The following is a 13,876-nucleotide window of genomic DNA, read 5'->3' on the forward strand; positions in this document are numbered from 1 at the left end:
CCGTTGGGCAAAAAACCTGATCGGTAACTATTTGCCCAACGGCTACCGCTGCGCTTTTCAGTTATCACAGAAATCTAAATCCCCTATCCCGTCAGGACTGCGGGCCGCTTAACCGCCGAAGAACCGCTTCCCCACCCGCCGCCATTCAGCCAGCGCCGTCGGCGTGTGCAGGCAGACGGTCAGCTTGTCGAATTCCCCGACGTGTTCCAGCAGCACTTCCAGCGCCTGGTGTGCGGCTATCTCGTGGGGGAAGCGGTTGGTGCCGGCGCCCAGGGCCGGGAACAACAGGGTCTTGAGCCTGTTTTGCAATGCCAGCGACAGCACACTCTCATAGCAGCGTCGCAGTTCCACCAGCGCCTGGGCACCCCACTGGTCGCCGCTGCTCCACTGGGGCGTCACCGTGTGCAGCAGGTATTTCACCGGCAGGCTGTAGGCGCGGGTGAGCCTGGCCTCGCCCACGGCGCATTCCGGCTGCTGCTCGCAGGCCGCCGCCAGCGCGGCGCCGCCGCGATCGTACACCTGTGCCGACAGGCCGCGCCCGCGTATCAGGTGCTTGTGCGCAGGGCACACCAGTGCGTCAGCGCGCAGGGCGAGGATATCGCCGCATGTCAGTTCAATTTGTGCCACTTCTCAAATTCACACTTTGGTTCATTGATACTTTAGTCCCGACCTTTGGTGGTCGGGCTAATCACAATATACTGCTTGGCTATCCCTTTCTGTGGCGGCTTGTTGAACCGCGCCTGCAGAGGCGGAGCATGAAACAGAAAATGCGGCCGTGCCCCAGGCACGGCTCCGGGCCAGACGGAAGTAAGTGGTCCGCACAATGACAGGGAGCCCCATGACTTCAGGGTACGACCACCAGAACCTGGCTTTTCGCGACCCCATCGAAGAGGCGCACCAACTCGAACTCCGCCGCCGCGTCCAGGCTTCCGGCTACATGCTGATCTTCGCGATGGCGATTACCGGCGCCATGGCGCTCATCGCACTGACCGGCGGTGACATCTGGCAGGCCAGCGCGCTGTTCGGTGTCGGCGGCGTCATTTTGGCCGCCTACATCACCATCAACCTGATCGGCCCGAGCAGGATGACTCCGGTGCTCGTCGGCATTCTGTTACTGGTACTGTATTTTTACCTGCTGCTGTCCGGTGGTGTAAACAATACCGGCCTGATGTGGGCGGTGATGCTGGTGCCCGGTTTCATTAATCTCTACGGCTACAAGCGCGGCACTGGGACCCTGATCGCAGTCGGTAGCGCCACCGCCCTGATCCTCTTCTATCCGGACTTTCCCGGGCTCACCGCCGAATACGACACTGCCTACCGCGCGCGATTCATCGCCGTGTTCGGCGCGCTCACCGCGCTCACCGCACTGCTGGACAGCAGTCGCCACCAGACCCAGCAACTGCTGCAGCGGCTGACCCAGGAACTGGAAAGCCGCGCCTCCACCGATGCCCTCACCGGCCTCGCCAACCGCCGCGAGGCCTACCGCGCGATCAACGAACTCGAGCGCCGCAACCGCCACCTGGAGGGTCGCTACGCGGTACTGATCGGCGATCTGGACAACTTTAAACGCATCAATGACACCTATGGCCACGCCTTCGGCGACCGGGTATTGCAGGACGTGGCGCAGGTATTGCGGGATAACACGCGCGCCGACGACATAGTGGCGCGCTGGGGTGGCGAGGAATTCCTGGTACTGCTGCCAAACACCGACCTGCACGGCGGCGGCATACTGGCGGAAAAGCTGCGCGACAAGGTCGAAGCCCTGAGCGGCAAATACGATCCGCCGGTAACGATTTCCATCAGCTTCGGCGTCGCCGAGGGTGATCCGACCTGTGCCACTCACGGCCAACTGCTGGCAGAAGCCGATGCGCGCATGTACCGCGCCAAGGATGCCGGACGCAATAAGGTGATGGCCGTTTAGCCCCAAATTCCAGCGCTCGGCGCTGTCGGCAGCGCCAGCAAACTGGACTTACCGACACCAAAAGTGCCGGCACGCGGAGCAACGTGGGTAAAAAAACCGAAAATAGCAACAAAAAAAGCCGGCAAATGCCGGCATCAGGATGGGACATCCTAAACTAGTGGTTTAAGCGGTAAATTCCGTAACCGATCTCTTCGCCACAAGCCCCTGTGCTGCGTTGAAAAAGTTTGAATTAGCCCTGCTAGTCCTGCGCTTTTTCGCCTTGCCCTGGAGCCTGTGGCTGTAAGCTTTATTTACCGCATTTACCGCTTAAACCACTAGTGTTCGACCATTTCGTCCAGTAACTGGCCGGTGGTCTTGAGGAACCGATCGGACAAGCGCTTGCTCTTCACGCTGCGCGACAATTGCAGGGCACCGACCATCGCCGCCAGCACCAGTACGCTGCGCTCGTCGGCATCGTCGCCGCCGAGGCCGGCGGCGATCTGCTCCAGGCGCGTCTTTACCAGTTGATCCGTGGTGGCACTGGGCTCACCGCGCTGGCCCAGTTCCGCGGCCATGGTCGGCAGCGGGCAGCCCTGCTCGGCGTGTTTGCGGTGCGCGGCAGAGAGATACTGCGCGATCAGGGTCTGCAGCGGCTCGTCGCTCGCCATGTACTCATCCACGGCATCGTTGCGCTCCTGCACCGCGTGTTGCAATGCGGTTTCCACCAGGTCGTCCTTGGACTTGAAGTGCGCGTAGAAGCCGCCGTGCGTCAGGCCCAGCGCCTTCATCAACGTCTGCAGCCCGGTAGCGCCGATGCCGTCGCGACGAAAGCGCCGCGATGCCTCGTCGACGATACGCTCGCGGGTCCGGGCCTTGTGCTCTTTGGAATAGCGCATAACTCTCTCGCTTCAGATGTTACCTATCATCTTAACGTCAAATCCGCCGTGGAAAAATTGCGCTTATGGCTCCACCCGCTCCAGCAGGGTCGCGACGCCCTGGCCGCCGGCGATGCACTGGGTGGCTACCGCATAGCGCTCACCGCTGTTGCGCAGCAGTGCCGCCGCCTTGCCGGTAATGCGCGCGCCGGTAGCACCAAGCGGGTGTCCGAGGGCGGTGGCACCGCCATGCAGGTTCACTCTGTCCATCTCCACCCCCAACTCCCGCACGCAGGCGATGGACTGGCTGGCGAAGGCCTCGTTGATTTCCATCAAGTCGATATCGGCGATGCTCAGGCCGGCGCGCTCGAGCAGTTTGCGCGTTGCATACACCGGCCCCATGCCCATGATCTCCGGCGCGCAGCCGGCCACCGCCACCGCCCTGATACGAGCGAGTATTGCCAGGCCGCGGCTGCGAGCGAACGACTCTGTACACACCAGCAGCGCGGCAGCGCCGTCGGTCAGCGGCGAGGCGGTACCCGCGGTAACGGTGCCGTCGAATGCCGGCTTCAGTTGCGCCAGGGCTTCGCTATTGGTGCCGGGGCGTATGCAGCCGTCCTCGGAGACCGGCCCGCTGGGCGTTTCCACCGCGGTGATTTCCGCGGCGAGCAGGCCCTGCTCACGGGCGCTGGCCGCCTTGGCGTGGGACTCCACCGCAAACGCCTCCTGCTCGCCACGACTGACGCCGTAGCGCTCCGCCACCTGTTCGGCGGTGTGCCCCATAGACATGTAGACCTGCGGAAAGGTCTCCAGCAGCTCCGGGTTTGGCGAGACATTGAAGCCACCCATCGGCACCCGCGTCATCGACTCGACGCCGGCACAGATAAACGCCTCGCCGGCACCCGCGGCGATTTGCCCATACGCATAGTGCACCGCGCTCATGGAGGAACCGCAGAAACGGTTGATGGTGATACCGCCGAGGTGCTGGGGAAAGCCGGCACGGAAGCTGGCGATGCGCGCGACGTTCATGCCCTGCTCCGCCTCGGGATAGGCGCAACCCATGATCACGTCCTCGATTTCCGCGGGGTTCACGTCCAGGGATTCCACCAGCCCGCGCAGTACCTGCGCGGCCAGGTCGTCCGGGCGCACATCGACCAGCGCACCCTTGCGGGCGAAGTGAAACGGTGAGCGTTTGTAACCCGCGATAACGATAGATTGCATGGCATCGACTCTCTGGTAAGTACACAGGCGGCCGACAAATCCCTGTAATGCCGGCCATTAGATTACAACCATCATACACACATTTGGATTATAGTCATCATTTAATGATTCACCAGCGTTATCTCCGGCTTTTCACGCCCGGGCGGTCGCGAGGTGCTTGATCTATGGATAGGCGCCGGCCAGCTGTGCGGCGCGCATGCCGAATCACCGTGTCAGGCGGCGTCGATGCCAAACAGTTGCCGCAACAGGTAACCGGTCACGTAAGCCAGTGACGCGGCGCCACCGCCGAGCAGCAGAGTACTGAAACCCGCGCGCAGGATCGGCTGCGAGTACACCAGGCTCTTCAGCATACCGATGCACAGGAACATCAGGGCGGCGAGAACAGTACTGGCGACAAACTGTGTCTGCTGCGCCAGAAATGGCATCAGGAAGGGCAGCAACGGAATGGCGCCGACAGCGATAAAGGCGGCAAAGGTGACCAATGCCGAGGTCACCGGGCTGTAGCGGGTGCTGTTGAGGCCGTACTCCTCAGTGAGCATCGTCTCCACCCACAGCTGGCGATTGGCAGTGATGGTGGCGACGATTTTTTCCAGTGTTTCGCCACCAAAGCCCTTGTTGGCAAAAATCTGCCGGATCTCCTCGCGCTCCCCTTCCGGCACCAGCTCGATATGGCGCTCCTCGGTGCGCCGGGCCAGCTCCCGGTATTCGCGCTCGGCGTTGACCGCTTCATAGTTGCTGACTGCCATGCTGAAACCGTCGGCGATCAGGTTGGCGAAACCCAGCACCAGCACTACCAGCGGAGAAAAACCGGCGCCGAAGGCACCCGATACCACTGCGAAGGTCGTCACACAGCCGTCGATTGCACCCAGTACAAAGTCGGAAACCTTCTGCGATTTCGGCTGCTGCTGCAGGCGCCGGGCAATATTTTCCGGCCGGTGCTCGTCGAGCAGGTCCTTCCTGCGCTGTTCTGCCATCGCCAGTCCTTTCGTCAGTCCACTCTTTTGGAGTAGAGCGCTACTGCAGAAAACGCTGCATCACATAGACGTCTTCCAACCCGCGCTGTGGATCAAGGCATGTCTTGGGCAGGGTATCTATGATGGTGAAGCCCAATTCCTGATACAGCGTTACGGCAGCCACATTGTTACCGGGCACATAGTTAAACTGCATTTCGAGGAAATCCGCGTCCTGCGCGCGGGCAATGCTGTGCTGCACCAGTGCGCGTCCGACGCCTCGATCGCGCACTTCGGGGCGCACCAGATAGGTTGCAGCACAAATGTGGTGAGCGAGGCCGGGGTAGTTAACTCCGAGTTTGTATATCCCCAGCTGGTGTGGCCCCTCTTCGGCCACATAAGTCAGCAGGTCTCCACCAAACCACTGGCAGTGGAATGCATCCCGATCGATCGCGCCGGAAAAGGGCAGGTCGCCATCGGCGCGTACCGCGCGAAAAATGCCCCACATGGACTCCAGATCCTCTTCCACGGCTTCGCGGATGTGCATGGTTTACTCCAGTCCGCGGCTCTCGATGGGATAGGGGCGCGGCGCGTTATTTGACGATAAAGCTACCTCGGTCGACACCGGTGTTGCCGGTCTTCGGGTCGTAGGCGTAGACGAGAATCTCATAGACGCCCGGCGCCGAAGTCTCCAGCTTGGTACTGAAGGTATTCATGGTTTCCTGCATCTTGAGTGGCAGGGTCTTGAACGCCTGGCCGTCCTTCTTGACGATGGCCGCCACCTCCAGCTGGCTGCCGTCCCACAGGCCGCCATCGGTTAGCGGGCAGCCGCACATCATCACCACGTTGGCGCGTATCTCAAATGGGCCCTTGTCCGCGGTCGCGTAGAAATGTGTCTGCGGGCTCAGCAGGTCCACCACCATACCCGGTATCTCGACGACGACCCCGTCGCCGGCGATCGGCTTGCCCGGTACCAGCCAGGTCTGTGTCTGTGCCAGTACGCGCGCCTGTTTCTTGATATAGGGCGCCACTACCTCGACGGTGAGGAAAACCGGCTCGCTGATATCGAGTGTAGCCTCGAACTTGGCTGCGCCCTCGGTAATGGAGCCATAACGGCTGTGGGGCTTTTCCATAATGATTTCGGTGTTGCCGGTACTGCCCCGGGTCAAACCCTCCGCCAGAATGCGGCCGCTGTCCGCCTCGCGAATGCGCACCATGGCGCCGCCGATGGAGGTGCCGATAAATTTGGCGTCCTTGGCCTTGGCACGCACGACGATATCGGTGGGGATATCCTTTGCCAGCAACGGCAATGGCGTTATCAGGAGCAATAGCAGAGTGAAAAATCGAGTAATCGGTCTCAAGGCTCTTTCCTTTATCGAGTCAGGGGAAACGGGGCCGCCGGCGGTGCCCGGTAGATACCGGTGTTTACAGGATTCCCCCGGGTTATTTTCATAATGTCGCTTATTGGGCCTGTGCATAAGGCCCTGAGGTACGCCAAAGCTAACTTGGACGGCGGGGAATTGCCATAGGTGTGCGACCGCTCCAGCGGCCAATAAAAAAGGCCGGGCAATGCCCGGCCTTTACATTGGGTAATTCCACTGCAGCGGATTAAGAGGCCTTCACCTCTTCAACCCAACGATTCACACGCGCCTCGAGCATCGGCAGCGGCAGCGCGCCGCCGCCCAGCACGGTGTCGTGGAAACCGCGGATATCGAACTTGTCACCGAGGGCTTCCTTAGCCTGGTCACGCAGTTCGAGGATCTTGTTCATACCGATCTTGTACGAAGTGGCCTGGCCCGGCAGGGTCAGGTAACGACGCACCTCGGAGCGCACGGCGCTCTCCGGGATCGCGGAGTTGTCCAGGAAGTACTCCACCGCCTGATCCTGGGTCCAGCCCTTGGAGTGCATGCCGGTGTCGACTACCAGGCGGATGGCGCGCCACATTTCGGCGGTCAGGCGGCCGAAATCCTTGTAGGGATCCTGGAACTGGCCCATCTCCTTGGAGAGTTTTTCCGAGTAGAGCGCCCAGCCCTCGATGTAGGGCGTGAAGTGCGCCTGGGTGCGGAACTGCGGGATGTCCTCCAGCTCCTGGGCGATGGAGATCTGCATATGGTGGCCGGGGCTGCCCTCGTGATAGGTCACGGTCTCCATGTCGGTAGTGGACAGGGCACTCATGTCAGACATATGCACGTAGTAGGTACCCGGGCGCGAGCCGTCCGGCGTGCCGGATTGGTAGTGCTGGGCGCCGCCGGGAACTTCGCGGAAGGGCTCGACGCGCTTCACTACCAGCTTGGCCTTCGGCAGGATGCCGAAGTATTCCGGCAGCTTCTTCTCGATATCGGCGAGGAAGCCGCGCGTCTCGGCCAGGTAGCCTTCACGGCCCTCATCGGTGTTCGGGTAGTAGAACTGGTCGTCTTCGCGAATGAAGGTGAAGAATTCCGGCAGGTCGCCGTCGAAGCCCACCTGCTCCTTGATGCCCTCCATCTCCTTGCGGATACGCGCCACTTCATCCAGGCCGATCTGGTGCACCTGATCGGCAGTCAGGTCGAGAGTGGTGTAGTTGGCCAGGCGGTTGTTGTAGAAGGCCTCGCCGTTCGGCAGGGTCGAGGCGCCCTTCGGCTCCTCGCTGGCATTCACACGGTCTTCCTGCAGCCAGGCGATGTAGGCGTCGAAGGCCGGCTTGAAGTTTTCCTTCAGGCTCTTTTCCACCTTGGTTTGCAGCTGCGCGGCGGTTTCCGCATCGATCTTGTCGGCTTTTTTCAGCGCTTCGATCTTGCCCTTGGCATCGGAGTAGAGCGGGGCATCGCCCTCACCCGTGAACGGCGCACCGCTGGAGACTTTCTGCGCGCGCTCGATGGCCAGGTCGTAAGCGAAACGCGGCGGGCGGATGCCGTCTTTAGCGGAGAGTTGGGCGCGCTCGAGCAGCTGCCCCAGGGCGCGGCTGACACCATCGATACGGGCGATGTACGCCTGCATATCCTCGACGGAATCCACCTTGTGAATATTGATCAGGAAATTGGGCAGGGACGCCTCCGGGCCACCCAGCTCACCGGCGAAGTAGGAGTGACGCTTGAACGGCTCCGCGGCCTTGGCCTGCTCGTACTGGAAGATCCACAGGTCGTAGGATTCCTTGCCAGCAGTGGTGAGCTTGTCGTAGTCGAAGTTTGCCTTCAGGTCGTCGACGGTCTTCGCCTGCCAGGCCAGCTGGCGGGCCTCCTCGGCCTCGCTCATGTCGTCGATCTGGTCGTAGAGTTCCTTGCGGCCCAGGTAGCTCAGCTGAATCGGGCTGAACTGCAGCTGCTCTTCGTAGCGCTCGTCGAACCACTCGGTCAGGCGCTGGGTTTCGGCGGCCGGATCCGTCGCGGCAGCGGTTTCAGTGGCGGCGGCATTTTGCGCCTGCTGCGCACTGGCGCTGGCTTCGGTGGCTTCGTCGCGCTGACAGCCGCCCAGGATGGCGAGGGCCAGCAGGCTGGGGATAAGGGGGTTGTACAGTTTTTTCATTGGAATCTTCGTGGCCAGATCAAAATTTGTGCAAAAAAAACGCCGGTTACTTTGACATGAAAACGGCGAGGTGTCGATTAACCCGCCCGCAGGGCACTGCGCCTTTGCGCCGAATCGACGGAACGGCGAGACGGGTATTTCAACGAAAGGTTTGACGGGAACCTAGCCGGAACCGGGATCGGCCGGATTCACCAACGCGCGCCGCCGGCGCCAGCGCTTGTAGCGCGCGTGCACACCGCGGGTCAGCAGGGAGGAATAGTTCTCCAGGACATCGACGCCCAGCAGTACGAAGACCACCAGGAATGCCAGGGTTATCGCCGTGCCGGGCACGCCGAAACCGATCAGCGTGCCGATCGCCGCCTGCACCCAGATGGTGGCCGCGGAGGTCACCCCCACTACGACGCCGTCGCGGGCCAGCATGACGCCGGCACCGAGGAAACCGATCCCGGTAATAACCTGCCCCAAAACTCGCGCGCGGTCGGCGTTACCGCCGATGGAAACCGCCAGCGCGGTGAACGCATAGGTGCCGAGCACGATCAGGATCGAGGTGCGAATACCGACCGGCTTGCCGCGCAACTGGCGCTCGAAGCCGATGGCCCCTGCGCACAGCATGGCGGTGATAATACCGCTCCAGGTCAGCGGCGCGACGGTGAGCAAGTCATTCATTCTGCAGTTTCTCGAGGACCTTCTTGCCTTCCGGCTGGCTGACGATATGCAGCTCCCGCTGCGGGAAGGGAATGGTGAGCCCCTCGGCCTCCAGCGCCGGCTTCAGTTTTTTCATCATGCCCCAGTAGATATCCCAGTACTCATCGTTGCGCGCCCAGGCGCGCAGGTGCAGGTTCACGGAGCTATCGGCCAGTGCCCGCACCGCGTAGGCGGGTTCCGGCTCCGGCAGGATACGCGGCTCCTCCGCCACCAGGCGGCGCAACACCGCCATGCCGGTCTCGATATCGTCGCCGTAGGCGATACTGGCGATAATCTCGAGGCGGCGGGTGGCGTTGCGGCTGAAATTGATCAGGTTCTGGCCCCACACATTGCTGTTGGGGGCGGAAATCCGCAGGCCGTCCACGGTGTCCAGCTGGGTGGTGAAGAGGCCCACCTCGACCACGGTACCCATGGTGTCACCGAATTGAATCAGCTCGCCGACGCGGAAGGGACGCAGTCCGAGCAGGATAAAGCCGGCGGCGATATTCTGCAGCGTGTCCTTCAGGGCCAGGCCCACGGCGATACCCGCGGCACCGAGCAGCGCCACCAGGCTGGTGGTGTTGACGCCAAAGCGGTCCAGTATCACCAGCAGGCCGACGATATAGACACCCCAGACGACGATATTGCTGAGCACCGGGATCAGGGTGGCGTCGAGTTTCGACGACAGGCGGCCGACGGCGCGGCGGGCGAGCCCGGCGGCAATCCAGGTAACGATCAGGATCGCGATGGACACCCCGACCTTGAAGGCCAGCGCCATCAGCTGGGGGGCATACTGCTCCAGCAGTTGATTGAAATCCATTGCACAGCTCTCCTCTCAGTGATGTCCGCAAAGGGCCAATGGTCGCAGCATACGGCAAAAGCCGGCGGCCTTCACCGACCAGCTGCGTCGACGAGCGGCCGCGTCAGAGCAGCCCCCGGCGCGCGGCCTCCGCCTCACACTCGGCGTGGGCGGGGCAGGTCACCAGGTGGTCGTTGACCATGCCGGTTGCCTGCATATGCGCGTACATGATGGTGGAACCGACAAAACTGAAACCCACTTTTTTCAGTGCCTTGCTCATCGCGTCGGAGGCGGGCGTGCTGGCCGGCACCTGCTTGAGGCTGCGACGGCGATTGACCAGTACGCGGCCATCGGTAAATTGCCACAGGAATTCCCCCAGGCTGGTCCCGCTATCCCGCAGTGCCAGCGTCGCGCGGGCATTCTTGACCGCCGCCTCCACCTTCAGGCGGTTGCGGATAATGCCCGGGTCCAGCAACAGCTTTTCTATTTTTCTCGGCGTATAGCGGGCGATCTTTTCCGGGTCGAACTGGTCGAACAGCCGGCGGTAATTCTCGCGTTTGTTCAGCACGGTGATCCACGACAGCCCGGCCTGCGCTCCCTCGAGAATCAAAAATTCGAACAGGGTAGCGTCGTCGGTAACCGGTCGCCCCCACTCCTCATCGTGATATGTCTGGTACAGCGGTGTACTGAGACACCAGCCGCAGCGTTTGTCCTGCATGGTTATTCACCCCTGCCCTTTGCCCATCCTACTGTGCCCTATGTTTTCCCATGATGGTTGGCACAACCACCCTGTAGGAGCCTGCTGTGACCGCCATGGAGGGCGGAAATGCAGATTTTGCAGGAGCAGAAATCTGCCAGGCGAGAAACCCGGCCTGAAAAAGGCGCCGACAGTTTTCGCCGGCAAACAGGCTCCTACATGGAGACGCTATTGAGCGCCGGTAAAGAAATAGTGTTGTATCAGTTGCAGCACCAGCAACAACGCGACCAACACGAAAACGATATTATTGCGGTTCACACGCTCTCCTTAATCGCGCCTGCCGGCTTATCCAGCAGTTTCTGTTCGATCAGCCAGTCGCGGCATTCGCGCAACATGGCATCCAGATCGGTAGCGGAATCATAACCGAGTTCCCGCTCGGCCTTTGCACTGCTCGCCACCACGCGCCGCGTAATCAGCGCGGCTTTCTCCGGAGTGATAACCGGCTCGCGGCCGGTAAAGCGTGACAGGGCATCGGATAGCCATCCGACCGTCCGAATCGCCACCGCAGGCGTCGTGCGTTTGGGTACCGGTTTTTCCAGCAGCGCGGCGATCTTGCCGAAGAACTCGAGGAAGCTGGCATCGGTGCCGGCGAGAATATAGTTTTCGCCGCGGCGCCCTTTATGAAACGCATTGATATGCGCGCGCGCCACCGCGCCGGCATGACAGAAAGATCCGCGCCCCGGCGGCACGCCCGGCAGCTGACCTTTCTGAATCATAAAAAATGTCTGCGCCCAGTTGCCGCTATCGTACTTGCCGACGATGGCACAGGGATTCAGGAATAGCGCATCCAGGCCGCGTCCGATTTCCTCGCGCACCGCCTGCTCGGCCCGTTTCTTGGTGTACAGGTAGTGATAGCGCGGGTCATCCGCCAGCTGCGGACTCTCCTCGGTAATCTGCTCGCGGTGATAGCCGTAGGCCGAAATAGAGCTGGTGACGATCAGGCGGCCGGCGGTTTTACTCCGGGCGAAGGTCTCCCGCGCCACCCTGGCGATATTCGCCGATCCCTCGACATTGTCTCGCCACTGCTGCGCATTGCCGCCGCGCCACATGTTCGTGTTCGCCGCCAGGTGAAATACCGCATCGACATTTTCCGGCATGGCCGCGCGCAATGAGCCCGCGTCAGTCAGGGAAGCCTCGACCAGCTTCACGCCCATCTGCCGCAGCAGTTGCGTATCGGAGCCGCGGCGGTGCATGGCGGTGACCTGCCAGCCGTCGCCGATCAGCTGCTCTATCAGGTTGGCGCCGAGGAAGCCGGTGCCGCCGGTGACGAATGCGTATTTCAATTGTTTGCTCTCTTCTTGTTGTTCGGCAAGTCCGGGGTGGAGCAGAGGTAGCCCTTCGGAAAAAAACCTGATCGGTAACTATTTTCCGAAGGGCTACCTCTGCTCCGGCTACCGCTGTGCCACTCGAATAGATTTTTGAAACTTTATTGGAGCTGCAAAAGTCAGAGCGTGTGTAAAAGGCGCGGTGGTGGTCTTGTGGGAAATAGTTACCGATCAGGTTTTTTCCCGCAAGACCACCACCGCGCCTCCCCCCTACGAAGCACAGTTACTCAACCACTCGATCACCGGCATCGAGTCTTCATGAAGGTATTAACGGTTTCTCGCCCTCGCTCTGTCCGCTAATCTAGGCGATTTACTCACCGGGTTCCACAAGCGCAGAGAGGTTGAGATGAAGGGGTTGATCCAGCGAGTGAGCCACGCACGCGTGGATGTGAACGGAGAGTCGGTCGGTGCCATCGATCGCGGCCTGTTGCTGCTGCTGGGTGTCGAGGCGCAGGACAATCGCGACAGTGCCGACAAGCTGCTGCACAAGGTGCTGCACTACCGAGTGTTCGGGGACGAGCAGGGGCGCATGAACCTGAATGTGCAGCAGGCCGGCGGCGCCCTGCTGGTGGTGAGTCAGTTCACCCTGGTGGCCGACACCGCCCGCGGCCTGCGCCCCAGCTTCAGCCGCGGCGCCACGCCGCAACAGGCGGAGGAGCTGTACGATTACTTTGTCGAGCGGGCCCGCGCTCAGTTCGCGCCCGTGGCCAGTGGCGTGTTCGCCGCGGACATGCAGGTCTCGCTGTCAAACGACGGGCCGGTAACTTTCCTGCTCGAAGCCTGATAGCGCGCCGCCAGCGTTTCGAGGCGCCGTTTGCGGGCGCTCTTGTCGAGCTTGCCCATTGCCTCTGCGGCCTCATAGAAGGCCTCCCAGCTGCCGCTGTCCAGATACAGCTGGCGGAAGGCCGGCACCTGGGACTGGTATTCGGCCGCCAGCGCCAGGGTGGCGTTATTGGTTTTTTCGATATAGGCGCGATAGCGCTCCGGATTGGGCCAGTCCGCCGACAGCTCGCGGTAGCAGTGCCGCAGGCGCGCGAGAATGGCGGCTTTCTGTGCGCGCTTGTCGTCGTCGGGCAGGCCCGACTCGTAGAGCGGTTCCAGCCGCTTGCGCGTTGCCGTCATCAGTCGCCTGACCGCCAGTGCCTGGGCGCGGGCATCCGCCGAGGCTCCGGTCAGTCCCTGGCGCCGGCGCCAGTCCGGCAGTGCCAGTTCCGACACCGCGGTAGCGAAGCTCTCGTTGAACTGGGTATCGCCGGAGATATATACGCGCCGGTGCGCCAGCTCGTGGAACAGTAGTCCCCCCAACCGCTCCGGCGACCAGTTGACGAAACTGGACAGCACCGGGTCGTCGAACCAGCCCAGGGTGCTGTAGGCGGGCACCGGCCCCAGGTAGACATCGTAGCCTTCGCCCAGCAGTTCCTGCGCCTTGCCGCGCGCGGCGGCTTTGTTGAAATAACCGCGGTAACTGGCACAGCCCGCAATCGGGTAGCACCAGCGCTTGGGCGACAGGGAGAATTCCGGCGCCGCCAGCACATTCCAGATCGGGTACTCCTCGTCGAGCTTCACGAAGGCACCGTAGGCGCGCCCGACCGGCAGGCGCAGTTCGCCGCTGGCATAGGCGCGAATCGACTGCACCAGGCGCAGCTGCTGCTGCAGCTTTTCCTCGGTGTCCGGCGCCTGCGCCACCTCCTCGATCGGCTGCCGGGCGGCGAGGATTCGCCACTGGCCGGTAGCCGCCTGGGTGTAGTAGCCCGCGGTCTCGCAGCCGCTCAACAGCAGTAGCGCGACGACCAGTGCGATCACTCGCGGGTTCAGTATTGCGATTGGGCGTCCGCTGCTGATATACACTCTTATTCCTATCGAT

Annotated in this window: 14 protein-coding genes; 2 read left to right on the forward strand and 12 right to left on the reverse strand. The window is 61.9% G+C overall.

Translation table 11 applies throughout. The annotated features are described in order from the left end of the window. Positions 1-108: 108 nt before the first annotated feature. Entirely contained in the window at positions 109-627 is a 519-nt protein-coding gene (locus tag BUC36_RS08710; protein ID WP_073273707.1) for a macro domain-containing protein, read from the reverse strand. Positions 628-838: 211 nt separating this feature from the next. Here BUC36_RS08710 and BUC36_RS08715 point away from each other — a divergent pair, with 211 nt between their 5' ends. Further along, positions 839-1,921, forward strand: a complete 1,083-nt coding sequence (locus BUC36_RS08715; protein ID WP_073273709.1) for a GGDEF domain-containing protein — start codon at positions 839-841, stop codon at positions 1,919-1,921. A gap of 314 nt (positions 1,922-2,235) precedes the next feature. On the opposite strand, the gene BUC36_RS08720 is transcribed toward BUC36_RS08715, so the two are convergent. The 10 genes from BUC36_RS08720 to BUC36_RS08765 form a co-directional block, all read right to left on the reverse strand. Then, a complete protein-coding gene (locus tag BUC36_RS08720; protein ID WP_073273713.1) occupies positions 2,236-2,796 on the reverse strand; it encodes a TetR/AcrR family transcriptional regulator in 561 nt (186 codons plus the stop codon). A 63-nt stretch (positions 2,797-2,859) separates the two neighbouring features. Then, entirely contained in the window at positions 2,860-3,996 is a 1,137-nt protein-coding gene (locus tag BUC36_RS08725; RefSeq protein ID WP_073273715.1) for a thiolase family protein, read from the reverse strand. Between the two features lie 212 nt (positions 3,997-4,208). Then, complete coding sequence (locus BUC36_RS08730) at positions 4,209-4,970, reverse strand: VIT1/CCC1 transporter family protein (protein ID WP_073273717.1); 762 nt, start codon at positions 4,968-4,970, stop codon at positions 4,209-4,211. Positions 4,971-5,010: 40 nt separating this feature from the next. Continuing rightward, positions 5,011-5,493 carry a GNAT family N-acetyltransferase gene (locus BUC36_RS08735; protein WP_073273719.1) on the reverse strand — a complete coding sequence of 161 codons (483 nt, stop codon included), beginning with the start codon at positions 5,491-5,493 and terminating at the stop codon, positions 5,011-5,013. A 46-nt stretch (positions 5,494-5,539) separates the two neighbouring features. After that, on the reverse strand, positions 5,540-6,307 hold the full coding sequence (locus BUC36_RS08740; RefSeq protein WP_234994933.1) for a hypothetical protein: 768 nt from the start codon (positions 6,305-6,307) through the stop codon (positions 5,540-5,542). A gap of 247 nt (positions 6,308-6,554) precedes the next feature. Further along, complete coding sequence (locus BUC36_RS08745; RefSeq protein ID WP_073273721.1) at positions 6,555-8,447, reverse strand: DUF885 domain-containing protein; 1,893 nt, start codon at positions 8,445-8,447, stop codon at positions 6,555-6,557. A gap of 162 nt (positions 8,448-8,609) precedes the next feature. Then, positions 8,610-9,113, reverse strand: coding sequence for an MgtC/SapB family protein (locus tag BUC36_RS08750; protein WP_073273723.1), 504 nt, complete (start codon positions 9,111-9,113; stop codon positions 8,610-8,612). Next, positions 9,106-9,951, reverse strand: coding sequence for a mechanosensitive ion channel family protein (locus tag BUC36_RS08755; RefSeq protein WP_073273726.1), 846 nt, complete (start codon positions 9,949-9,951; stop codon positions 9,106-9,108). The genes BUC36_RS08750 and BUC36_RS08755 overlap by 8 nt, the downstream gene beginning before the upstream one ends. A gap of 103 nt (positions 9,952-10,054) precedes the next feature. After that, positions 10,055-10,648: a DNA-3-methyladenine glycosylase I gene (locus BUC36_RS08760; RefSeq protein WP_073273728.1), complete on the reverse strand. Its 594-nt coding sequence runs from the start codon at positions 10,646-10,648 to the stop codon at positions 10,055-10,057. A gap of 293 nt (positions 10,649-10,941) precedes the next feature. Continuing rightward, a complete protein-coding gene (locus tag BUC36_RS08765; protein WP_073273730.1) occupies positions 10,942-11,970 on the reverse strand; it encodes an SDR family oxidoreductase in 1,029 nt (342 codons plus the stop codon). Between the two features lie 388 nt (positions 11,971-12,358). Between BUC36_RS08765 and dtd the strand changes: the two genes are divergently transcribed. Next, complete coding sequence (gene dtd, locus BUC36_RS08770; protein WP_073273732.1) at positions 12,359-12,796, forward strand: D-aminoacyl-tRNA deacylase; 438 nt, start codon at positions 12,359-12,361, stop codon at positions 12,794-12,796. Here dtd and BUC36_RS08775 read toward each other — a convergent pair. Next, positions 12,703-13,860 carry an aminopeptidase gene (locus tag BUC36_RS08775; RefSeq protein ID WP_084535748.1) on the reverse strand — a complete coding sequence of 386 codons (1,158 nt, stop codon included), beginning with the start codon at positions 13,858-13,860 and terminating at the stop codon, positions 12,703-12,705. The two genes, dtd and BUC36_RS08775, sit on opposite strands and share 94 nt — an antisense overlap. Positions 13,861-13,876 lie beyond the last annotated feature (16 nt).

Origin of the sequence: Microbulbifer donghaiensis, assembly GCF_900129095.1 — a bacterium.
GTDB classification, from domain to species: domain Bacteria; phylum Pseudomonadota; class Gammaproteobacteria; order Pseudomonadales; family Cellvibrionaceae; genus Microbulbifer; species Microbulbifer donghaiensis.